Annotated in this window: 20 protein-coding genes; 11 read left to right on the top strand and 9 right to left on the bottom strand. The window is 69.6% G+C overall.

The features are described 5' to 3' along the window. Positions 1–210 precede the first annotated feature (210 nt). The 3 genes from ACFXB5_RS33255 to xseA all read right to left on the bottom strand — a co-directional run bounded on the left by ACFXB5_RS33255 (position 211) and on the right by xseA (position 3,176). Entirely contained in the window at positions 211–801 is a 591-nt protein-coding gene (locus tag ACFXB5_RS33255) for a malonic semialdehyde reductase (RefSeq protein WP_385214918.1), read from the bottom strand. An 826-nt stretch (positions 802–1,627) separates the two neighbouring features. Further along, positions 1,628–1,945 (bottom strand): exodeoxyribonuclease VII small subunit, encoded by a 318-nt coding sequence (locus tag ACFXB5_RS33250; RefSeq protein ID WP_385214915.1) that lies wholly within the window; start codon positions 1,943–1,945, stop codon positions 1,628–1,630. 10 nt (positions 1,946–1,955) lie between these two features. Beyond that, positions 1,956–3,176 carry an exodeoxyribonuclease VII large subunit gene (gene xseA / locus ACFXB5_RS33245; RefSeq protein ID WP_385214912.1) on the bottom strand — a complete coding sequence of 407 codons (1,221 nt, stop codon included), beginning with the start codon at positions 3,174–3,176 and terminating at the stop codon, positions 1,956–1,958. A gap of 124 nt (positions 3,177–3,300) precedes the next feature. On the opposite strand from xseA, the gene ACFXB5_RS33240 reads away from it, so the two are divergent. Both ACFXB5_RS33240 and ppgK read left to right on the top strand, forming a co-directional pair. Beyond that, a complete protein-coding gene (locus ACFXB5_RS33240) occupies positions 3,301–4,371 on the top strand; it encodes a 4-hydroxy-3-methylbut-2-enyl diphosphate reductase (protein ID WP_385214911.1) in 1,071 nt (356 codons plus the stop codon). Then, entirely contained in the window at positions 4,368–5,159 is a 792-nt protein-coding gene (ppgK, locus tag ACFXB5_RS33235) for a polyphosphate--glucose phosphotransferase (RefSeq protein ID WP_385214908.1), read from the top strand. Before ACFXB5_RS33240 ends, ppgK begins: the two co-directional genes overlap by 4 nt. Here ppgK and ACFXB5_RS33230 read toward each other — a convergent pair. Then, positions 5,065–5,733 (bottom strand): DUF6542 domain-containing protein, encoded by a 669-nt coding sequence (locus ACFXB5_RS33230; RefSeq protein WP_385214905.1) that lies wholly within the window; start codon positions 5,731–5,733, stop codon positions 5,065–5,067. The genes ppgK and ACFXB5_RS33230 overlap by 95 nt on opposite strands. 202 nt (positions 5,734–5,935) lie before the next feature. Between ACFXB5_RS33230 and ychF the strand changes: the two genes are divergently transcribed. Both ychF and ACFXB5_RS33220 read left to right on the top strand, forming a co-directional pair. Continuing rightward, positions 5,936–7,024: a redox-regulated ATPase YchF gene (ychF, locus tag ACFXB5_RS33225; protein ID WP_201855201.1), complete on the top strand. Its 1,089-nt coding sequence runs from the start codon at positions 5,936–5,938 to the stop codon at positions 7,022–7,024. A 717-nt stretch (positions 7,025–7,741) separates the two neighbouring features. Next, positions 7,742–8,062 carry a hypothetical protein gene (locus ACFXB5_RS33220; protein ID WP_385214902.1) on the top strand — a complete coding sequence of 107 codons (321 nt, stop codon included), beginning with the start codon at positions 7,742–7,744 and terminating at the stop codon, positions 8,060–8,062. A 240-nt stretch (positions 8,063–8,302) separates the two neighbouring features. On the opposite strand, the gene ACFXB5_RS33215 is transcribed toward ACFXB5_RS33220, so the two are convergent. Then, positions 8,303–8,695: a twitching motility protein PilT gene (locus ACFXB5_RS33215; protein ID WP_385214899.1), complete on the bottom strand. Its 393-nt coding sequence runs from the start codon at positions 8,693–8,695 to the stop codon at positions 8,303–8,305. Then, on the bottom strand, positions 8,692–8,958 hold the full coding sequence (locus tag ACFXB5_RS33210) for a hypothetical protein (RefSeq protein ID WP_093779986.1): 267 nt from the start codon (positions 8,956–8,958) through the stop codon (positions 8,692–8,694). The genes ACFXB5_RS33215 and ACFXB5_RS33210 overlap by 4 nt, the downstream gene beginning before the upstream one ends. A gap of 419 nt (positions 8,959–9,377) precedes the next feature. On the opposite strand from ACFXB5_RS33210, the gene ACFXB5_RS33205 reads away from it, so the two are divergent. Then, positions 9,378–9,635: a hypothetical protein gene (locus ACFXB5_RS33205; protein WP_385214896.1), complete on the top strand. Its 258-nt coding sequence runs from the start codon at positions 9,378–9,380 to the stop codon at positions 9,633–9,635. A gap of 255 nt (positions 9,636–9,890) precedes the next feature. On the opposite strand, the gene ACFXB5_RS33200 is transcribed toward ACFXB5_RS33205, so the two are convergent. Continuing rightward, a complete protein-coding gene (locus ACFXB5_RS33200; RefSeq protein ID WP_385214894.1) occupies positions 9,891–10,547 on the bottom strand; it encodes a TetR/AcrR family transcriptional regulator in 657 nt (218 codons plus the stop codon). Between the two features lie 142 nt (positions 10,548–10,689). Here ACFXB5_RS33200 and ACFXB5_RS33195 point away from each other — a divergent pair, with 142 nt between their 5' ends. The 3 genes from ACFXB5_RS33195 (at position 10,690) to ACFXB5_RS33185 (ending at position 14,215) form a co-directional block, all read left to right on the top strand. Beyond that, positions 10,690–11,436 (top strand): creatininase family protein, encoded by a 747-nt coding sequence (locus tag ACFXB5_RS33195; RefSeq protein ID WP_385214892.1) that lies wholly within the window; start codon positions 10,690–10,692, stop codon positions 11,434–11,436. 142 nt (positions 11,437–11,578) lie between these two features. Next, positions 11,579–13,477, top strand: coding sequence for a propionyl-CoA synthetase (locus ACFXB5_RS33190; protein WP_385214889.1), 1,899 nt, complete (start codon positions 11,579–11,581; stop codon positions 13,475–13,477). Positions 13,478–13,588: 111 nt separating this feature from the next. After that, positions 13,589–14,215, top strand: coding sequence for an NADPH-dependent F420 reductase (locus ACFXB5_RS33185; RefSeq protein WP_201855208.1), 627 nt, complete (start codon positions 13,589–13,591; stop codon positions 14,213–14,215). Positions 14,216–14,246: 31 nt separating this feature from the next. On the opposite strand, the gene ACFXB5_RS33180 is transcribed toward ACFXB5_RS33185, so the two are convergent. Both ACFXB5_RS33180 and ACFXB5_RS33175 read right to left on the bottom strand, forming a co-directional pair. Beyond that, positions 14,247–14,828 (bottom strand): Uma2 family endonuclease, encoded by a 582-nt coding sequence (locus ACFXB5_RS33180; protein WP_385214886.1) that lies wholly within the window; start codon positions 14,826–14,828, stop codon positions 14,247–14,249. 52 nt (positions 14,829–14,880) lie between these two features. Beyond that, positions 14,881–16,323 (bottom strand): M1 family metallopeptidase, encoded by a 1,443-nt coding sequence (locus ACFXB5_RS33175; RefSeq protein ID WP_385214883.1) that lies wholly within the window; start codon positions 16,321–16,323, stop codon positions 14,881–14,883. Positions 16,324–16,646: 323 nt separating this feature from the next. On the opposite strand from ACFXB5_RS33175, the gene ACFXB5_RS33170 reads away from it, so the two are divergent. The 3 genes from ACFXB5_RS33170 to ACFXB5_RS33160 all read left to right on the top strand — a co-directional run bounded on the left by ACFXB5_RS33170 (position 16,647) and on the right by ACFXB5_RS33160 (position 21,146). Next, on the top strand, positions 16,647–17,399 hold the full coding sequence (locus ACFXB5_RS33170; RefSeq protein ID WP_385214880.1) for a GntR family transcriptional regulator: 753 nt from the start codon (positions 16,647–16,649) through the stop codon (positions 17,397–17,399). Between the two features lie 183 nt (positions 17,400–17,582). Further along, positions 17,583–19,331 carry a purine-cytosine permease family protein gene (locus ACFXB5_RS33165; protein WP_385214878.1) on the top strand — a complete coding sequence of 583 codons (1,749 nt, stop codon included), beginning with the start codon at positions 17,583–17,585 and terminating at the stop codon, positions 19,329–19,331. Between the two features lie 138 nt (positions 19,332–19,469). After that, complete coding sequence (locus tag ACFXB5_RS33160) at positions 19,470–21,146, top strand: APC family permease (protein WP_385214876.1); 1,677 nt, start codon at positions 19,470–19,472, stop codon at positions 21,144–21,146. Positions 21,147–21,221 lie beyond the last annotated feature (75 nt).

Raw genomic sequence — 21,221 nt, 5'->3', positions numbered from 1 at the left:
GGGCGATACCGCACCGCGCGGCCCGAGCCACCGCTTTACGCGCGGCCGCCCCCCCCCCGTCGTGGCGGGGGACGTAAGGCGAATCAACGGCCCCCCCGGCGCGGGCCCCGCGCGGGGGCCGGGCCCCGCGCGCGCCGGCCCGCCCCCCGGGGCCCGTGGTTCATCGCGCGTGATCGAGCGCGGTCGAGCAGTCGAACAGACCGCGGTCGATCAGACCGTGGTGATGACGTCGCCGTAGTCCAGGCGGGGGCCACGGGGGAACCAGGCGTCCTCGCCCGGCTTGCCGATGTTGATGACCATCAGCGGGGTGTGGTCCTCGTCCAGGAACTCCTTCTGGATCCCGGCCGGGTCGAAACCGGTCATCGGACCGGCGGCGAGACCGGCGGCGCGGATGCCCAGGATGAAGTAACCGGCCTGCAGCGAGGCATTGAGCGCCGCGGCCTGCTCGCGGGAGGCACGCTCGGAGAAGAAGACGTCCTTGGCCTGCGGGAAGTGCGGGAACAGCGCCGGCAGCTCCTCGTGGAACTCGTTGTCCGCGGCGAGGATCGCGACCAGCGGGGCGGTCGAGGTCTTGGGCTGGTTGCCCTCGGCCATGTGCTGGACCAGCCGCTCACGGGCCTCGGGCGAGCGGACCAGCACGATACGCAGCGGCGACTGGTTGAACGCGGTCGGCGCGTACTTGATCAGGTCGTAGATCGCCTGCACCTGCTCCTCGGTCACCGGCTCATCGGTGAAGGTGTTGGCAGTGCGGGCCTCGCGGAAGAGCAGGTCCTGGGCGGCGGGGTCGAGAACGAGTGCCATGGAAGAAACCTCTGCATAAGCGGGGATATCGCTGACGGGCTCTACTGTACGACGCTTAGATTAATGTTCAACTAAAAAGATGGTGTGGGGTGGGGAAGGTGCTCCGAATCACAATGCGAAGACCGGCGGAGCCGGTCGAGCGCGGTGGATCGGGTCCCGCCGGTGGTCGACACCCGATGGACCCGGCCTCCCGCCGCATCGGCGGGCGCGGACGCCCCGCCGCCGTCGGCCCCGTTGAGGCCCGCCGGAGGACGGCGCGATCGAGTGCGGCCGGTCGAGTCGAAGGGGGCAAGGCCGACAGCGGCCGATCGATACCGAACGCCGATCAAGCGCGGCCAGTCGACGCCGAGCGCCGGTGAGCGCGGCCGGTCGCGGCCGGTCGAGAGCGGCGGCTCGAGTGCCGCCGAGGGCGGCCGATCGAGGGCCGCCGGTGGGCGGCGCGATTGAGTGGTGCCGGTCGACGGCGGGTAAGGGCGACGGCGGTTGATCGATGCCGGTCGACGCCGGGCGCCGGTCGACCTGTCCGGTCGACCTGTCCGGTCGACCGTGGCCAGCCGGCGGCGAGCGGTGAGCGGCGCCGGTCAGCCCTCGGCAGCGCTCTCCGTGCCCTCGGCGGACCGCTCGATCGACTGCGGCCGCCGATCGACGGTGGGACGTCAGCGGTGGCCAGTCGACGCCGGGCGCCGGTCGAACGTGGCCGTTCGGCGGCCCTGCGGTGAGCGGCGGCCGGTATGCCCTCGGCAGGGCTCGCCGCGTCCTCGCCGGACGGGGCACCGACCGCGGCCTTCGGCGGCGGGCGCCGGACGCTGGGCCGGACGGTGGGCGGTCAGCCCTCCTCGGCGCTCTCCGCTTCCTCGGCGCCTTCGGCGCCTTCGTCCTCCGCCAGTGCCGCGTCCAGCCGGGCCCTCGCGCCCTCCAGCCAGTGGCGGCAGACCTTTGCCAGCTCCTCGCCGCGCTCCCACAGCGCCAGCGACTCCTCCAGGCTGGTGCCGCCCGCCTCCAGGCGGCGGACCACCTCGACCAGCTCGTCCCGCGCCTGCTCATAGCCGAGCGTGGTCTCCGCCCGCGCGCTCTGCCCGGCCTGCCCGTCCGTCTGCCTGTTCGTCTGCCCGTCCGGCCCGGTCTGCTCGTCCGTCTTCGCCATACCCCTCACCCTATTCAGCGGGTCCGACAGCGACCCGCACCCGGAACTCGCCCTCGGAGACCCGCGCCCGCAGCTCCTCGCCCTCCGCGACCTCCTCGGCCGCCCGCACCACCGAGCCGTCGGGGTGCTGGAGCACCGCATAGCCGCGGCGCAGCGTCGCGGCGGGGGAGAGCGCGACCACCCGCGCCTGGGTGTGGGTCAGCTCGGAGTCGGCCCGGTCGAGCAGATGGCCCAGGCAGCGGCGGGCGCGCTCCAGGACCGCCGTGATCCGCTCCTCGCGCTCGTCCACCATGCGGTGCGGCTCCCGCATGCACGGCCGGGCCAGCGCGGCGGTGAGCCCCCGCTCCTCCCGGTCCAGCAGCCCGTGCACACTGCGCAGCGCCCGCTCCCGCAGCTGCTGGACGCGCATCAGCTCCTCGCCCACGTCGGGCACGATCTTCTTCGCCGCGTCCGTGGGCGTGGAGGCGCGCAGATCGGCGACCAGGTCCAGCAGCGGCGAGTCCGGCTCGTGGCCGATCGCGGAGACCACCGGCGTACGGCACGCGGCCACCGCCCGGACCAGCTGTTCGTCCGAGAACGGCAGCAGGTCCTCCACGCTGCCGCCGCCGCGCGCCACCACGATCACGTCCACCTCGGGCAGCGCGTCGAGCTCCTTGACGGCCTCGATCACCTGCGGCACCGCGTGCACCCCCTGCACGGCCACGTTGCGCACCTCGAAGCGGACGGCGGGCCAGCGCAGCCGCGCGTTCTCCAGCACATCGCGCTCGGCGGCCGAGGCGCGCCCGCAGACCAGCCCTATCAGCTGCGGCAGAAACGGCAGCGGCTTCTTACGGTCGGCGGCGAACAGCCCCTCCGCCGCCAGCCCCTTCTTCAACTGCTCCAGCCGCGCGAGCAGTTCGCCCACGCCCACCGGGCGGATCTCGGCGGCCCGCAGGGACAGCTGGCCCCGCGGCGCGTACCACTCCGGTTTGGCGTGCACCACGACCCGCGCGCCCTCGGTGACCGTGTCCGCGATCTTGTCGAAGACGGCGCGGAAGCAGGTGACGGTCAGCGAGATGTCGTAACTGGGGTCGCGCAGGGTCAGGAACACCACACCGGCGCCGGGGCGCCGGGACAGCTGGGTGATCTGCCCCTCGACCCAGACCGCGCCGAGCCGGTCGATCCAGCCCCCGATCAGCCGGGACACCTCGCCGACCGGGATCGGCGCCTCCGCGGACGTGTTGACAGCCATGACCGCGAGGGTATCGGCCACCACCGACAGCGGCGGGGGTCATCGCCCACACCAGGGGCCATCGCCCACACCAAGGGATCATCGCCCCCACCAACCGACAGACCCCGCGGTCGTCGCCCCTACCATGGGGGACATGACTGCAACCTCCGCCCGCCGGGTCCTGCTCGCGGCCCCCCGTGGCTACTGTGCCGGTGTCGACCGTGCCGTGATCGCCGTCGAGAAGGCCCTGGAGCAGTACGGCGCGCCGATCTACGTGCGCAAGGAGATCGTCCACAACAAGTACGTCGTCCAGACCCTGGAGAAGAAGGGCGCCATCTTCGTCGACGAGACGGAGGAGGTGCCCGAGGGCTCCATCGTGATCTTCTCGGCGCACGGTGTCGCGCCGGTGGTCCACGAGGAGGCCGCCACGCGCAAGCTGGCCACCATCGACGCCACCTGTCCCCTGGTCACCAAGGTCCACAAGGAAGCAGTCCGGTTCGCCAAGGAGGACTACGACATCCTCCTGATCGGCCATGAAGGCCATGAAGAGGTCATCGGCACCAGCGGTGAGGCCCCCGAGCACATCACCCTGGTCGACGGCCCCGACGATGTGAAGAACGTCGAGGTGCGGGACGAGTCCAAGGTCGTCTGGCTCTCCCAGACCACCCTCTCGGTCGACGAGACCATGGAGACCGTGGACGCGCTCAAGGAGCGCTTCCCGCGGCTCATCAGCCCGCCCAGCGACGACATCTGCTACGCCACGCAGAACCGGCAGATCGCCATCAAGCAGGTGGCCGCCGAGTCCGACCTGGTGATCGTGGTCGGCTCCAAGAACTCCTCCAACTCGGTACGGCTGGTGGAGGTCGCCCTCGGCGCGGGCGCCAAGGCGGGCCATCTGGTCGACTACGCGAGCGAGATCGACGAGGCATGGCTGGAGGGCGTCACCACGGTCGGCGTGACCTCGGGCGCCTCCGTTCCGGACGTGCTCGTCGAGGGCGTCCTGGAGTGGCTGGCCGAGCGCGGCTTCGGCGATGTCGAGGTCGTCCAGCCCATGCAGGAGTCGCTGACCTTCTCACTGCCCAAGGAACTGCGCCGGGACCTGCGGGCCGAGGCTGCCGAGGCCGCCGAGGCCTCCGGTGAGCAGGAGGCGTCGGCGGCCGCCGGACGGCCGGAGGCGTTGGCGGTCGCCGCCCGGCCGAAGGGGTCCCAGCTGTGACGTACGGCCAGGGGGACACGGGGGCGTCCGCGGCGAAGGTGTTCGGCATCGACATCGGCGGTTCGGGCATCAAGGGCGCCCCGGTGGACCTGGACCGGGGTGAGCTCGCCCAGGACCGCCATAAGGTGCTCACCCCGCATCCGTCCACGCCCGAGGCGGTCCTGGACGGTGTGGTGGAGGTCGTCCGGTACTTCCACTGGTCCGGGCGGCCGGTCGGGGTGACCTTCCCGGGTGTGGTGAAGGACGGTGTCACCCTTACCGCCGCGAATGTCGACAAGAGCTGGATCGGCACCGATCTGGCGTCGCGCCTCACCGAGCGGCTGGACTGCCCGGTCACGGTGTTGAACGACGCCGACGCGGCCGGGGTCGCGGAGGCGACGTTCGGCGCCGCCCGCGGCGTCAAGGGCACCGTGATCGTGCTCACCCTCGGCACCGGCATCGGCAGCGCGGTCTTCACCGACGGGCATCTGCTCACCAACACCGAGCTGGGCCATCTGGAGCTGGACGGCCACGAGGCGGAGAAGCGGGCCTCGACCAAGGTCAAGGACGACCACGAGCTCAGCTGGGCGCACTGGGCGCGCCGGGTGCAGAAGTACCTCCATCACCTGGAGATGCTCTTCTCTCCCGAACTCTTCGTCCTGGGCGGCGGGGTGAGCCGTAAGGCGGACAAGTTCCTGCCGCTGATCGAGGGCGTCAGGGCCGAGATCGTGCCGGCGCAGCTTCAGAACAACGCGGGGATCGTGGGTGCCGGGATGGCCGCGGCCGCTGCTGCCGGCGCCGCCGGGTGACCAGCACCGCCCGCCGTACGAGCACGATCACCACGGTCAGCAGCGTCCCCGCGTAGAGCCAGCCGGCCTGCAGCGACAGCGCGGTGAACACCCCCACCGCCTGTCCGCTGAAGCCCGTCGAGCCCTCGTTGATCGGCAGCAGCCCGACCGTATAGGCCAGCGGCGCCGTCACCGGCGCCGCCAGCAGATCGGCGGGGCGCACCCACAGCCCGCAGGCCGCGCAGGCGGGCAGGAAGAGCACGCTGTAGACGGTGGGCGAGCCGGAGAGCAGCAGCGCGTCCAGGCAGCCGATGCCGAGCATGGCGAGCGTGGTCAGCAGCCCCGCGCCCAGCCCGGTCAGCCGGGGATCGGGGAGGGACAGCCCCCGCGCCCGCCGCAGGACGGCTGGCAGCGCCGCGGCCTCTCCGGACGGCCCCGTACGGCGTGCGGCGGGCCGAGGCGCCCGGGCCGCGCCACCGGGCCGGCCCCGGCCCTGGCCCGTGCTTCTGCCGCGTCCCGGATACGTGTCGTCCGCGGCCGGACGGGGCGGCGGTGCCGCCGCGCGGCGCGGCGTGCGCGTGCTGTAATGCTCCACCCGACCAACGTAGGTCGCCGGAGGGCGAGAATCCGGTCTTGGACACGCCCTTCGCAGGACCTTGGCAGTGTGTTCGACCGATTGTCAGCCCGGCTGGGTGATCGAGGGCGGCCCCGTAGACTGGTGGACCGGCCCCGGCTCCACCGGGGCCCGTCATCGGTCCTCACATCCCCGCCACGGGAAGCTACGGGAAGTCGTCAACGTGTCGCTCACGATCGGAATCGTCGGTCTGCCGAATGTCGGCAAATCGACCCTGTTCAACGCCCTCACCAAGAACGACGTGCTGGCGGCCAACTACCCGTTCGCCACCATCGAGCCCAACGTCGGCGTGGTCGGCGTCCCCGACCCCCGCCTCGACAAGCTCGCCGAGATCTTCGGCTCGGCCCGCAAGCTGCCCGCCACCGTCGACTTCGTCGACATCGCGGGCATCGTCAAGGGCGCCTCGGAGGGCGAGGGCCTGGGCAACAAGTTCCTGGCGAACATCCGTGAGTCGGACGCCATCTGCCAGGTCATCCGCGCCTTCAAGGACGAGAACGTCGTCCACGTCGACGGCAAGATCTCGCCGAAGAGCGACATCGAGACCATCAACACCGAACTGATCCTCGCCGACCTCCAGACCATCGAGAAGGTGCTGCCGCGCCTGGTCAAGGAGTCCCGGATCAAGAAGGACAAGCAGCCCCAGGTCAAGGCCGTCGAGGAGGCCAAGGCCATCCTCGAAGAGGGCCGCACCCTCTTCTCCGCCGGCATCGTCCAGGGCAGTGAGCGCGCCGCCGTCCTCCACGAGCTGCACCTGCTCACCACCAAGCCCTTCCTCTACGTCTTCAACGTCGACGAGGAGGAGCTCACCGACGACTCCTTCAAGGCCGAGCAGCGCGCCCTCGTCGCCCCCGCCGAGGCGATCTTCCTCAACGCCAAGCTGGAGGCCGACCTCGCCGAGCTCGACGAGGACGAGGCCCTCGAGCTCCTCCAGTCCGTAGGCCAGGACGAGCCCGGCCTCGCCACCCTCGCCCACGTCGGCTTCAACACCCTCGGCCTCCAGACCTACCTCACCGCCGGCCCCAAGGAATCCCGCGCCTGGACCATCAAGAAGGGCGCCACGGCCCCGGAGGCGGCCGGTGTCATCCACACCGACTTCCAGAAGGGCTTCATCAAGGCCGAGGTCATCTCCTACGGGGACCTCGTCGAGACGGGCTCCGTCGCCGAGGCCCGCGCGGCCGGTAAGGCGCGCATGGAGGGCAAGGACTATGTGATGCAGGACGGGGACGTGGTGGAGTTTCGGTTCAACGTGTGATCGCGGCATTACTGTACGTCAATGCGATTGGTTTGACGTACGTATCCGGGGTCGAGCCCTCTCGTGGGCTCGACCCTTCGTCGTTTCCACGTTGGGCTTGTTCGCGCGAAAGACTGCGGAAGTGCGTCGACCGTCCAAGCCCACGAGGTCCACGGAGCCAGGCAGTTGGCGCAGGCCGGACGTCCCGCGACTCCAGTAGGAGGGCGCGGAAGAACCCAACCCTTCGGCCGTCATGAGTACGACGCCTTGGTGCGTGACGTGCTCGCCGTCCCTGGAACAACCCCGGACGCTCCCATGGTCGCGGTCTCCCGTTGTGGGGTGGGCCGATACCGCGGGGCGATGATGAGCCACGAAGCTCTGTCCAACCCGAAAGGGATTTCGCCAGATCCTGCCGCAATCATCACTCGCAAGTGGCAATGGTGAGCAGATTTAGCAGTCATCTGTTCTCGGGTCGAACGACTGCGTGGCGCGTCATATCTTGCTGAACCTCAGAGATTGAGCTTCGGAGGACAGATGGCGCCTGACGTCTTCGACTGCGTAGCAGCGTATGTCCGTCGTGTTTGCGGTGAAGCGCCGGTCTGCGTACACGTGGACGACACGCGAGAATGTCAGATCAAGCGGCACCCGGACTATGCGAAATTCCGCTCCCGGGCTGTAGCCGCACGGGCAGCGCGGAAACCGTCTCAGTTGTGGGAGTCCATGGTTGCCATGGGGCGCATGTCTGACATGCGCGGCGATAACAAGTGGCGGATGATCGTTGTGGACTGCCCTGTCTGGGAGGAGACGGCGCAGGGTGTTCCCCCTCGAGAGGTCCCGACATTGATGGTCAAGGCGGCCATCAGCGCCGCCTACCGGCGTGCGAATGTTCATGAAAATGAAAGTTCGACCGGCGAGATCGGAGCCCTGTTGATATTTGAAGAAACCTTTATGGGCTCCACGCTGAAGGCATCTTCGATGATTCGCGATGCTGATCTGAGGGATCCCGCTGTCGCCGAGCAAATTAGGGGCGAGCGTATGGGGGCGCAATGGCATCCATGAACGGCTGGTGGCCTTCTTTCGCACTTCTGCGACGGTCGGCTCCGAATGGGATCACTGGACGGGTTCACTCTCCGAGCGAGGTCCGCGGCAACGGCGTTCCGCTTGCCAGGCCTTGTACTGGCTGGGTCCGGGCCTATTACCGGGAGGCCATAACGATGCCCATCCGCCCTTACGTGATCAGGTAGCCGAGTCAATCTCCAGCCCTGTGGCAGCGGGGCCCGCGGGGCTGGTCATCGGTGGTCAGACGGTGCGGATGACCGGGGCGGGTTTGATGTCCTGGGCGTCGATGAGGGTGCGGATGTCGTTCGGGTCCGAGGTCCAGATGATGGCGCCGAGGCTGGCTGCCATGGTCACGACGGTGGCGTCGACGATGTCGGAGGTGCCGGCTTTGCCGCAGAGAATGCCTGCGGCTTTGGCGGTTTCGAGGCCGACGGGTACGACGTGGCACCCAGCGAGGAACTTGCCGAGTCTGACCTGGCGGCGGGAGTCCCGCCATGCCTGGCTGACGACGACGGACGGGGCGTGGATGTCCCGTCCGTCTTCCAGTGCCAGGCTGTGGCGGGCCCACATGCGTCGGTCGTCGTTGTCGATGGCGATGAGTGCCCCGGCGTCGTACAGGTAGGGGATGTTCACGCGGCCGAGGCTCCCGAGCTGCTGAGGTACTCGGCGTCGGCGGCGGCCAGGTCCGCGCGTGCGGCGGCGAGTTCTTCTGGAGTGAAGGCGCCGTGTTCAGCCTGCCACTCCTGGATGACGGCCCGGCCGGCCCGCAGGCGCAGCTCGCGTTCGGCTGCTCCGGCGACGAGGCGGGAGAGCGGGATGCCTTCTTCCTCGGCGGCTCCGGCCAGGGCTTCGACCAGAGATTCGTCGAGAGTGATAGTCACCTTCTTAGTAGCCATACATCAACCATAGCGTGGTATGGCCGTTCGATGCGTGCCGGCGCGCGCGGAGGGCGTGAGCGTATCCGGCGAGGAGGGCCTCGCCGCCTCGATGGCCTGCGGGGCTGCGGGGCTGCGGGTGAGGCTGGATCCACATTCGCCGGAAGGAGCGGATTGGCGCATGGGTGGACGGTGCGGTGCCGGGAACCGGGCGGTAGGCGCGGGCGGCAGCGGGAGAGGCCGTTTCCCTGTCGGGTGGGCTCGGATGGTGCGGAACCGCGTTCGCAGACAAGATCGAGAACGACAAGAAGGCTGGCATTCGTTTCGATCCTGCGTCTGGGCTTGTGCCGTTGCGGGCCTGGGCTCAGGGGTATGTGGAGTGACGGGCCATCGGTGAGTCGACGCGCCGCACCTACGAAGGGTTCATCCATAACCATCTCGTGCCGCGCCTGGGACGGAAGATGCTGGCCGGGCCGGTGCGGCGCGATCTCGAGGAATTCGCCAAGGACGTGCGTGCCTCCGGTGCGGGGTTGGCGGTCTCCACGGTCAATGACCGGATAGTGATGGTGGTCGCCATGCTGGAGGCGGCCGTCGTTGACAAACGCATTCGGGACAATCCCGCGCGCGGCATCCGGGTATGCCGGGCGGACCCCGTGCGCGGTGGACGAGGACCAGATTCCCACGCTGGGCGCGGTTGACCTGAACGCGGAGCTCATCGCCTGGCCGGTGAGCGGGGGGCCAGGACGTGTGAGGGGTGGGGGACGTGAGCACCTGCCCCGGCGGGGCTGGTCGCGGTCGGCACGCCGCGCGGCGGACGGCCGCGCATCCGGGGCGCCCGACCGGGGTCTGGGGGCGGAGCCCCACCACACGGCGAAGCCGTATATCCATGCTGCGGGAAGGGGCGGGGAGGGGAAGGAACACCGCCGCAGGCGTCACGCCCCATCGGACACCGCCTAGTCGCGGACGCCGTAGTGATTGAGGAACATCGCGATTCCCTCTTCGACGACCACGTCGAACGGCGGGATGTTCATGACGTCCGGCCCGATCGCCATGACCTGCGGCCAGATGACGAATTCCTGGATGAGCCCCAGGAATTGATGTGCCGCCAGTCCCGGGGACGGGCAGTTGATCTTCCCTGTCTCGTGCAGACGCTGTAGGCACTGGGCGAGTGCCTTGGTCAACGGCTCCTTGCCGACCCGGTAGAACTCCTCGGCGATCCAGGGGCTCCGGCGGGACTCGGCGATCACCAGTCGGGTGAAGGCGACCTGGTCCGTGTCGTCGATGAAGGTCAGCAGGATCTCGGAGAACTGGCGCAGGAATCCGGCCGGGTCGCCGTCGCTCCCCAGGCTCTGTTCGAGGCGTGTCGACAGGTCTCCGAGCGGCAGGCTGGACCAGTGGTGCTCCATCACCGCACGGAAGATGGCCTCCTTGCTGCCGAACTGGTTGTAGACCGTCTGCCGGGCGACCTCGGCTTGGGTGGCGACTCGTTCGAGGTTCACGCCGTCATAGCCGTCCTGCAGGAAGAGCGCCTTCGCCGCCGCGAGGATCTTTACTCGGTTGCGGGAGCGGCCCTTGCCTTGCCGGGCGGGCTGGGAGGGCGCGGGGATCACCGTCAAGCACCTCTTTCTGTACTGGACGCACCAGTCTAGTGCGGTGCGATGCGTGGATCCGGGGCCTTCGGGGCCCTTGGCAGCCCCAAACTTGGACTGTACTGTCCAGTCAAATTGAGCCCGCCAGGAAAGGGACACCTCCATGCCGGAGATCTTCTGGAACCGCATGACAGCTCGCGCTCTCAAGGAGCTGGCCGCCCAGGACGCACCGGTGCTGCTTCCCGTCGGCTCCACCGAGCAGCACGGTCCGCACCTGCCCACCGGTGTTGATGACTTCCTCAGCGCGGAGGCATGCCGCCGGGCGGCCGGGATCATGGTTGCTCAGGGCAGGCCCGTGGTCGTCGCTCCGTCCCTCTGGTGCGGGCTGGCGGACCACCATGTCGAGTTCGGCGGCACCTTCACCCTCACGCTGGCGACGTATCACGCGCTGTTGCGCGATGTGTGCCGCTCCATCCTCATGGCCGGCTTCGCCAAGATCCTGATCGTCAACGGGCACGGCGGCAATATCACGGCCTTGAACGCGATCAGCGGTGAGATCTCCCGGGAACTGTCCGCGCCCATCGCCGTCACCAGCTACTTCATGGCCGGGCAGGCGCGGATCGCGGAGATCCTGGAGGACCAGGACACCCTGATGCACGCCTGCGAGGGCGAGACGTCCATGGCGATGGCGATCGTGCCGGACCTCGTCGACGCGGGACGGCTCGCTGAGGCGGTCGGCCCGGAGATCGCGCTCCAGTCGGACCCGAGCGAGGCGATCCACGTACCACGGTCGTTCCACTCGGTCACGTCGTCGGGCGTGGCGGGTGACGCGCGCAGGGCGTCCGCCGAGAAGGGCGAAGCCATTTTGGACGCATGCGCAGAAGCGATCGCCGAATGGCTGATGAAATGACCCTGGCGCCCGGCGGGCACATCCGCTGGGCTGACCGTGGTGCCGCCCACAGGCCCGTAGGCCCGCAGGTATGCAGGTACGGGACGGCCGCGGGAGGCACCTCCCGGCACGGCGCGGACGGAACGAGCAAAGGGGCATCGACATGACGCAGGCGCCGAAGCAGGACGGCTACGCGGCTGAGTACCGGCGCAGCCTGGAGGATCCGGAAGGCTTCTGGCTGGACGCCGCCCGTGCCATTGACTGGACCGTCGCCCCGACCCGGGCCCTCGACGCGTCGGAGGCCCCGCTGTACCGGTGGTTCCCGGACGGGCGGTTGAACACCTGCCACAACGCTCTGGACCGCCACGTCGACGCCGGGCGCGGTGAGCAACTCGCGCTGGTGTACGACAGCCCGGTCACCGGCCGCAAGACGGCGTTCACCTACCGGGAGTTGCGTGACGAGGTCGCGCGGTTCGCCGGGGTGCTGGCCGGGCTCGGCGTGGCTCAGGGCGACCGCGTCGTGATCTATATGCCGATGATTCCCGAGGCGGTCGTCGCCATGCTGGCCTGCGCCCGCATCGGCGCCGTCCACTCGGTCGTCTTCGGGGGATTCGCCGCGCGTGAGCTCGCCGTGCGCATCGACGACGCCCGCCCCAAGCTCGTCATCGCCGCCTCGTGCGGCATCGAACCGGCCCGTGTCGTGCCGTACAAGCCGCTGCTGGACGATGCCCTCGCGCTGGCCGAACACCAGCCGGAGCACTGTGTCATCCGCCAGCGGCCGCAGTGCACGGCGGAGATGACCGGCCGTGACGTCGACTGGGACCAGGCCATGGCGGCCGCCGGGCCGGTCGGCTGTGTCTCCGTGGCCGCCACCGACCCGCTGTACATCCTCTACACCTCCGGCACCACCGGCCGGCCCAAGGGCGTGGTGCGCGACAACGGCGGCCACGCGGTCGCGCTGCGCTGGTCCCTGGAGAACGTGTACGACACCCACCCCGGCGAGGTCTTCTGGGCGGCCTCGGACGTCGGCTGGGTCGTCGGCCACTCCTACATCGTCTACGCGCCGCTGCTCACCGGCTGCACCACCGTGCTCTACGAAGGAAAGCCCGTCGGCACTCCGGACGCCGGTGCGCTGTGGCGGGTGATCGCCGAACACCGCGTGACGGCGCTGTTCACCGCGCCGACGGCGATCCGCGCGGTGAAGAAGGAGGACCCGCGCGGAGAACTTCTGCACGCCCACGACATCGGATCGCTGCGCCACCTGTTCCTGGCCGGTGAGCGCCTGGACCCGGAGACCTACCGCTGGGCCACCGACCTGCTCGGCGTTCCGGTGGTCGACAACTGGTGGCAGACCGAGACCGGCTGGCCGATCGTCGCCAACCCCATGGGCCTGGAGCCGCATCCGCTCAAGGCCGGTTCGCCCACCGTGCCCATGCCCGGCTACGACGTGCGCATCCTCGACGCGACGGGCCGCGACGCGCCGCCGGGCGCCGACGGCGCGGTGGCGATCCGGCTGCCGCTGCCGCCCGGCACGCTGCTCACCGTGTGGCGGGACGACGCACGGTATGTGCGCTCGTACCTGTCCGCCTACAGCGGCTACTACCTCACCGGCGACGGCGGCCGTAAGGACGAGGACGGCTACGTCTACGTCATGGGCCGCATCGACGACGTGATCAACGTGGCCGGGCACCGGCTGTCCACCGGCGCGATGGAGGAGGTGCTCGCCGCTCACCCGGATGTCGCCGAGTGCGCTGTCGTCGGCGTCGCCGACCCGCTCAAGGGGCAGGTGCCGCGCGGTCTCGTCGTGCTCAAGGCGGGCCTCGACCGCGATCCGCGGGACATCGCCACGGAACTCGTCGCCGCCGTCCGGGAGACGATCGGCCCCGTGGCGGCGCTGCGCCGGGTCGACGTGGTCGCGGCGCTGCCCAAGACGCGCTCGGGCAAGATCCTGCGCCGCACCATGCGCGACATCGCCGACGGCCGGGACACCGAGCTGCCCTCCACGATCGACGATCCCGCGGTGATCGAGGCGCTGCGACCGGTACTCCGAGACGACGTCTAGTCCTCGTGCCATGCGGCACCGGCGGCCATCCCGCCGCACCGCGAATGCATGATCCGCGGGGTGCCGGTAACCCGGCGAGGGCCCACCACAGACGAGGAGGGGAGCAACGCCGTGCGCATCGGAATCATCGGAGCGGGCCACATCGGCTCAACGCTGGCCCGCCACTTCGCCTCGATCGGCTACGAGGTGGCGATCGCCAACTCACGCGGCCCGGACACCCTGGCCGACCTGGTGACCGACATCGGCGGCCCGATCCGCGCGGTGACCGCCGAGGAGGCGGCCCGGATCGGCGCGGCGGTGGTCGTGTCCATCCCTTACGGCCGCTACCGGGAGCTGCCGACCGAGCCGCTGCGCGGCAAGGTCGTCATCGACACCTGCAACTACTACCCCGAGCGGGACGGACACGACCCGGAGCTCGACGCCGACGCCACCACCTCGAGCGAGAAGATCCAGGCCCATACCGGCGCCAACCTGGTCAAGGCGTTCAACGCGATCTACTGGGAGAACCTCCGCGACCACGCCCGCCCCAAGGGCGCCACCGACCGGGTGGCCATCCCGCTGTCCGGAAACGACGAGGAGGCCAAGGCCGCCGTGGCCGGGCTGATCCGCGACATCGGCTTCGACCCCGTGGACGCCGGCCACCTGGGCGAGGGAGGCCGCAAGCACCAGCCGGGCAGCCGCGTCTACGCCAACGAGATGTCCTCCGCCGAGACCAGCGCCCTGCTGAGCGTCGCCTGAGCCCAGCGCTGACGCCCGTGGGCGCACCTCGTCAGCTCTTCCGGTTCGGTACAAGCCTGCTCAGGTCGATCTTGATTTTGAACGGGACGGGGCGCTCCAGGATCTGCCGGAAAATGCCTGCCGGAGCGTAGACACCCGTCGGCTCGTCGAGTTCGTACACATGCACGACTGGCGCGCCGTCCTGTTCCTCCACGCACCAGTAGTGCTGGATCCCGGCCTCCGCGTACTTGCGCAGCTTGACCGTACGGTCGCGGTGCGCGGACTCGGGCGAGACAACCTCCACCACCAGCTGTACGTCCTCCGGGGAGTACCAGGTGCGATCGGGATCGAACGGTTTCGTGGTCACCAGGAGATCGGGCTCCGGGCGATTGCGGGCGTCGAGCCGTATGGTCATCTCTCGTTCGATGTCGAAGCCGTCCGATGCCTGCTCCATCAGCGTGGTGGTCAGGGCGGTGACGAGACGGCCATGCCATGACCGCTGGGGCGACATCATGAAAACGAGTGCTCCGTCGATGAGCTCGGTGTGGCGCGGTGCCTCGGGGAGGCGGTCCAGGTCCTCCGCGAACCAGCCTTCCGCGCGCGGCGGGCGCATCCAGTCGGGCAGTGCGGTCATGGCTCAACGGTAGCGGTTTCGGGCGATGGGAGGGCGCCGCCTTCCCCCGTCGTCAGGGCTTCTTCGGCTTGCCCTCGCCGTAGAGCCACACGTCGAAGAGGCGGGCCAGGTCCTTCCCTGATTTCCGCTCGCACAGCTCGATGAACTGCTTGGTGTCGGCGTTGCCGTGCCGGTGGTCCTTGAGCCAGGTGCGGAGGATGGTGAAGAAGGTCGGGTCGCCGACGGCCCGGCGGAGCTGGTGGAGCACCATCGCGCCGCGGCCGTAGACGGGCGGGTCGGAGACGCTGGCGACGGTCGGGGGGTCGGCGGGTGGGAAGTCCCAGATGCCCTCGCTCTCGTCGTCGGTGCCGTCGTAGAAGTCGTCGAAGATCTGCTGGGCGGTGCGGCCGTCGTGGTCCTCCTCCCACAGCCACTCGGTGTAGGTCGCGAAGCCCTCGTTGAGCCACATGTCCTTCCAGACCCGGGGCGTGACCGAATTGCCGAACCACTGGTGGGCGAGTTCATGGACGACGAGCGCCTTGTCCGGGGCCGCGTCGAAGAACGGTTTGGTCTGGGTCTCCAGGGCGTAGCCCAGGCCGGGGAGGTGGCCGACGACGGCGCCGGTGGAGGAGAAGGGGTACGGGCCGAAGGTGCGGCTCTCCCAGGTGATGACGTCGTCGACCTGCTTGGCGATGCCCTTGGCGTCGGCGGCCTCGGTGGGGTCGACGGCCAGGTACGCGGGCAGGCCGTTGCCGGTGGTCGTCGTACGGATCCCGAAGCGGCCGATGGCGACCGTGGCCAGATAGCTCGCCATGGGCTCGCCGCTGTGCCACCGGAAGGTGGTGCGGCGCCCCCGGGTCTCCTGGCCCTTCAGCTCTCCGTTGGAGACGGCGGTGTAGCCCTGGGGAACGGTGACGGCGATGTCGTAGGCGGCCTTGTCGGAGGGGTGGTGATTGCCGGGGAACCAGGTCATGGAGCCGGTCGGCTCGCCGAGGGCCACCGCGCCGTCGTGGGTGCGGATCCAGCCCTCCTTCCCGGTGTCCTCGCCGGTGAGGGTCTTCGGCTTGCCGTCGTAGACGACGGTGGCCGTGAAGGTGCGGTCCTTGGGGAGGGCCGAGGCGGGGGTGAGCACCAGCTCCGTGCCGCTGCGGGCGGCCTTGGCGGGACGGCCGTTCACCGTGGCCTTCCGCACCCGCAGCCCGGTGAGGTCGAGGTGGAAGGAGCTCAGCGCGCGGTCCGCGCGGGCGGTGATCCGGGCGGTGCCCTTGAGGTGGCGCGAGCCGGGGGTGTAGTCGAGGGCGAGACGGTAGCCCCGTACGTCGTAGCCGCCGTTGCCGAGCCGTGGGAAGAGCGCGTCGCCGACCCCCGCGCCACCCGCCCCGGCACCGGACGCCCCGTCCGCCCCCTGTGCCCCGGCGCCACCGGTGCACCCCGCGCACAGCGCGAGGAGCAGCACACCGGGCAGCACCCGCGAGAAGCGGCGAGTCGCCGTGGCCGCCGTGCGTGACCTGGTCATCCCCGCTCCGGTCCGGGCGCCGGGGGTTCGGACCACTCCGGCAGCGGTTCGTCGTCCATCTCACGTCCCTACGCTTCGGCGGCTGATCCTCAGGAGCGTAATGGGCCCGACGGGCGGAAACGTGCGGGACCGCCGATGGCACGGCGCCGCGTCACGGGCGCAAAGGCCGGGGGCTGCCCGGGGCCGGGCAGCTCACCGACCTTTGCGCGACTTAAACGTCTCTGAGCTGCAGTTCACCACTTCTGGTGAAGCTCTGGCCTCCAGTTGCAATCGGCAACCCTGAGTTGCCAAGCTGTTGCTGACTGTCAACCCAGGGAGTGCACGTGGCCTTTGGTGACCAGCCCGCATACCTCCGCGTCGCCGACGACCTGCGGAAGAAGATCGCCGCGGGTGAGCTGCCGCCGCATGCGCGTCTCCCTTCCCAGGCCAGGATCCGGGAGGAGTACGGGGTTTCGGACACCGTGGCGCTCGAGGCGCGCAAGGTGCTGATGGCCGAGGGGCTGGTCGAGGGGCGTTCCGGGTCGGGGACGTATGTGCGGGCCCAGCCGGTGCCGCGGCGGGTGGTCCGGGGTGGGTTCCACACCGCCGGGGAGACCACGCCGTTCCGGCAGGAGCAGGCCGACGACCGGATCACCGGCACCTGGGAGGCCGGGAGCGAGCAGGAGGAGGCCGGGGGCGAGATCGCCGGGCGGCTGGGGGTCGAAGTGGGGGAGCGGGTGATGCGCACCCGCTATGTGTTCCGGTCGCAGGGGGAGGTGGTGATGCTCTCCACCTCCTGGGAGCCGCTCGCGCTCACCGGCCGTACGCCCGTGATGCTGCCCGAGGAGGGCCCGCTTGCCGGGCGCGGGGTCGTCGACCGGATGGCCACCCTCGACCTGGTGGTGGACAACGTGGCGGAGGAGGTCGGCGCGCGCCCCGGCCGGGCCGAGGAGGTGCTGGCGCTCGGCGGGGTGCCGGGGCACTGGGTGATGGTCACCTCGCGCACGTACTTCGCGGGCAGGCGTGCGGTGGAGACCGCCGATGTGGTGGTGCTGGCCGAGCGCTATCGGATCGCCTATCGGCTGCCGGTGAAGTGATCGTTCGTTCGCCATCGGTGTTCGCCGATAGCCGGGCGGTCCGTCCCAAGGTGTCTTACCGCGAGTTAACCGCCGCTCCGCCGCCGTAACGGCCCGGCAATGGCTCGCCGCAGCCGTGCGTCACCTGCGACTTCTACCGTCCTCGGGCGTAACGGAACGGCCCGAGCGATAGGGGAAGCCGGTATGACGGACGCGGTCGACACGGTCACACCTGAGGCGGGAGCGCCAACACAGTCACCACGGGCGGGAGAGCCGACAGCCGCCCCGCGGCGCGGCTACGCCCGGCTGGCGGCGGACGAGAGCCGCGAGGACTACTCGCTGCGCTACGCACCCCACTCCTACCGTCGCTGGTCGCCCACCATGGTCGCCTCGACGGCGCTCGGCGGGATCGCCTATCTCGCGGACTTCGCCATCGGCGCGTCCATCGTCTTCAGCTACGGCTTCACCAGCGGTATCGCCTCGATCCTCACCGCGGCGACGATCATCTTCCTGACCGGCATCCCCATCGCCCGCGCCTGTGCGACCTATGGCCTGGACATGGACCTGATCACCCGCGGTGCCGGATTCGGCTACTTCGGCTCGACGCTGACCTCGCTGATCTACGCCAGCTTCACCTTCATCTTCTTCGCGCTGGAAGGCTCGATCATGGCGCAGGCCATGCATCAGGCCCTCCATATCCCGCTGCCCATCGGCTATCTGCTGACCACCCTCATCGTGATCCCGATCGTCTTCCGCGGTATGGGCGCGCTCGCCAAGGTGCAGGCGTGGACCCAGCCGCTCTGGCTGATCGGTCTCGTCCTGCCGTTCGTGGTGCTGGCCTTCGAGGCGCCGGGCTCCTGGGGCGCGTTCGCCTCCTTCGGCGGGACCGAGGGCGCGGGTTCCGGTTTCGACTGGATCGGATACGGCCTGGGCACGGGCGTCGCGCTCTCGCTGATCGCGCAGATCGGTGAGCAGGCCGACTATCTGCGGTTCATGCCCGCGAAGACCGACGAGAACCGGCGGCGCTGGAATCTGGCGGTCCTGGCCGCCGGCCCCGGCTGGGTGATCATCGGCGCGGCCAAGCAGATCGGCGGCGCCTTCCTCGCGTTCGTGGCGCTCGACGCGGTCGGCACGACCCATGCGCTGGAGCCCATCGCCCCGCAGATCGAGGCGCTGAAGCCCTGGCTGGGCTCGGTCGCGCTGCCCGCGGCCGCGCTCTTCGTGGTGGTCTCCCAAGTCAAGATCAATGTGACCAACGCCTACAGCGGCTCGCTGTCCTGGTCCAACTTCTTCTCCCGGGTCACCCACCGCCACCCCGGCCGAGTCTGGTACATCTTCCTCAACCTCGCCATCGCGCTGGCGCTCATGGAGATGAACATGTTCGCGGCGCTCAACAAGCTGCTGGGCTTCTACTCCAACGTCGGCATCGCCTGGATAGCCGCCGTCGCCGCCGATCTGGTCATCAACAAGCCACTCGGGCTGAGCCCGAAGTACATCGAGTTCAAGCGGGCGTATCTGCACCCGGTGAACCCCGCCGGCTTCGGTGCGATGGTGATCGCCTCGGTGGTCTCGATCGTCGCCTTCTTCGGGGTCTTCGGCGAGGTGGCCGAGGCCTTCTCGACCTTCATCGCCTGCGGGCTGGCGCTGCTGCTCTGCCCGCTGCTGGCCTGGCTCACCAGGGGCCGCTACTACCTGGCCCGGGAGAACCCGGTGAACGGGCCCGGTGCCGAGGTCCCGGACATCACGGCCACCCACCTCTGCGCCTCGTGCGAGACGGCGTACGAGCTGCCGGACATCGCCGACTGTCCGGTGCGGGCGGGGGCGGTCTGCTCGCTGTGCTGCTCATTGGACGCCGAGTGCGGGGATGTGTGCCGCAAGGCGCCCACGGGCGAGCCGGTGCTGATGCCGCTTCCCACCCTGCGCGGTCCCGCCGTGAGCGATTCCGGCACATGAGGGCGGTTCCCGCCCCCTCTGTTGCAAAACTCACATCAGTGCAGGTGAAAGGGGTTACTGGAAGGGGATCATCCGTTTCGCTCTTACGATGGACCGGTTTGTGTCCGGTCGTCGGGGGGCGAAAGGAGTGCCAGGAACTTGAGCACGGAGCAGGGTTCCCACTCGCATTATCGAAGGTCACTCGGACCGGTGGCCCTCACCGCCGTGGGTCTCGGGTCGATCATCGGCTCCGGCTGGCTGTTCGGCGCCGAGCGCGCCGCCGCGCTGGCCGGGCCCGCCGCCATTCTGGCCTGGGTGATCGGCGCCGCCGTCGCCCTGACCATCGCCCTGACCTACTCCGAGCTGGGTTCGATGTTCCCCAAGGCCGGGGGCATGGTCCGGTACGGCCAGTACTCGCACGGCTCGCTGGCGGGATATCTGGCCGCCTGGGCGAACTGGATCGCCATCGTCTCGGTGATCCCCGGTGAGGCCACCGCCTCCGTGCAGTACATGTCCTCCTGGGACTTCGGCTGGGCCAAGGCGCTGTACGGCGGGAAGGAGCTGACCGGCAGCGGTGTCGCGCTCGCGTCCGTGCTGCTGCTCTTCTACTTCTTCCTCAACTGGTTCGCGATCACCCTCTTCGCGAAGACCAACACCGCGATCACCGTCTTCAAGGTGGTCGTGCCGACCCTGACCGCCGGGGCGCTGGTGCTGTCGCACTTCGACACCGGCAATGTCACCGGCAACGGCGGCTTCACCCCCAACGGCTGGAACTCCGTGTTCACCGCGGTCGCCGTCTCCGGCATCGTCTGGGCCTACAACGGCTTCCAGTCGCCGCTGAACATGGCGGGCGAGGCCCGTGACCCGGGGAAGTCGCTGCCCAAGGCCGTCATCAGCTCGATCCTCATCGCGCTGGTGATCTACGTCGCGCTGCAGATCGCCTTCCTGATGGCCGTCCCCGCCGCCGATCTGCGGCACGGGGGCTGGTCCGGGCTCTCCTTCAACTCCCCGCTCGCCGATCTCTCCCTGGCCTGGGGCCTGAACTGGCTGGCGATGCTGTTGTACGCGGACGCCTTCATCTCCCCGTCCGGCACCGGCATGATCTACGCGGCCACCACCTCCCGCATGATCCAGGGCGTCCAGGAGAACGGCCATCTGCCGGGGATCTTCGGCAAGGTCGACCCCAAGACCGGCATTCCGCGCCCGGCGCTGCTGCTCAACCTGGGGATCGCCTTCATCTTCCTCGCGGTCTTCCGCGGCTGGGGTTCGCTCGCCGAGATCGTCTCCGTCGCGACCGTGATCTCGTACATCACCGGTCCGGTGGCCGTGATGTCGCTGCGCCGCCTCTCCCCGGAGCTGCCGCGTCCGGTGCGGCTGCGCGCGATGCCGGTGATCGCGCCGATCGCGATGGTCTTCGGCTCGCTGGTGCTGTACTGGGCCCGCTGGCCGCTCACCGGCAAGGTCATCTTCATCATGGCGATCGGGCTGCCGATCTGGGCCTGGTACGAGCTGCGCAAGCCGTGGGCGGAGCTGCGGCCGCACCTGGCCGCCGGAGCCTGGATGGTCACGTATCTGCTCGTCATGGCGGCGGTGTCATGGGCCGGCGGCACGGAGTTCGGCGGGCGCGGCTATCTGCCGGCCGGCTGGGACATCGTGATCGTCGCCCTGATCGGGCTGGCCTTCTACTTCTGGGGCGTACGCAGCGCATGGCGCAATCCGACGCTGCTGGCGGCCGAGCGCGAGCTGGGCGCCACCCCGGCCGCCCCGGCCGACGAGGCCGACGAGGCGGGCGAGAGTGGCGACGGCGACCGGGTGAAGGCCGAAGTCGGCGTCTGAGACATGGCCGGATGAGTGCCTCCTTGTAAGAACACGTATCCGCTGCGTGAAGGTAGGGCGTAGGCTCGGGCATAT

It is taken from the genome of Streptomyces sp. NPDC059455 (genome assembly GCF_042750115.1).
GTDB classification, from domain to species: Bacteria; Actinomycetota; Actinomycetes; order Streptomycetales; family Streptomycetaceae; genus Streptomyces; species Streptomyces endocoffeicus.
This window is presented reverse-complemented; position numbering and strand designations above follow the sequence as displayed.

Bases quoted from the DNA above. Each gene is read 5' to 3' on its own strand.
- ACFXB5_RS33255 (WP_385214918.1), bottom strand. From the start codon at position 801: ATGGCACTCGTTCTCGACCCCGCCGCCCAGGACCTGCTCTTCCGCGAG.
- ACFXB5_RS33250 (WP_385214915.1), bottom strand. From the start codon at position 1,945: ATGGCGAAGACGGACGAGCAGACCGGGCCGGACGGGCAGACGAACAGG.
- xseA (WP_385214912.1), bottom strand. From the start codon at position 3,176: ATGGCTGTCAACACGTCCGCGGAGGCGCCGATCCCGGTCGGCGAGGTG.
- ACFXB5_RS33240 (WP_385214911.1), top strand. From the start codon at position 3,301: ATGGGGGACATGACTGCAACCTCCGCCCGCCGGGTCCTGCTCGCGGCC.
- ACFXB5_RS33220 (WP_385214902.1), top strand. From the start codon at position 7,742: ATGTCTGACATGCGCGGCGATAACAAGTGGCGGATGATCGTTGTGGAC.
- ACFXB5_RS33210 (WP_093779986.1), bottom strand. From the start codon at position 8,958: ATGGCTACTAAGAAGGTGACTATCACTCTCGACGAATCTCTGGTCGAA.
- ACFXB5_RS33195 (WP_385214892.1), top strand. From the start codon at position 10,690: ATGCCGGAGATCTTCTGGAACCGCATGACAGCTCGCGCTCTCAAGGAG.
- ACFXB5_RS33190 (WP_385214889.1), top strand. From the start codon at position 11,579: ATGACGCAGGCGCCGAAGCAGGACGGCTACGCGGCTGAGTACCGGCGC.
- ACFXB5_RS33180 (WP_385214886.1), bottom strand. From the start codon at position 14,828: ATGACCGCACTGCCCGACTGGATGCGCCCGCCGCGCGCGGAAGGCTGG.
- ACFXB5_RS33175 (WP_385214883.1), bottom strand. From the start codon at position 16,323: ATGACCAGGTCACGCACGGCGGCCACGGCGACTCGCCGCTTCTCGCGG.
- ACFXB5_RS33165 (WP_385214878.1), top strand. From the start codon at position 17,583: ATGACGGACGCGGTCGACACGGTCACACCTGAGGCGGGAGCGCCAACA.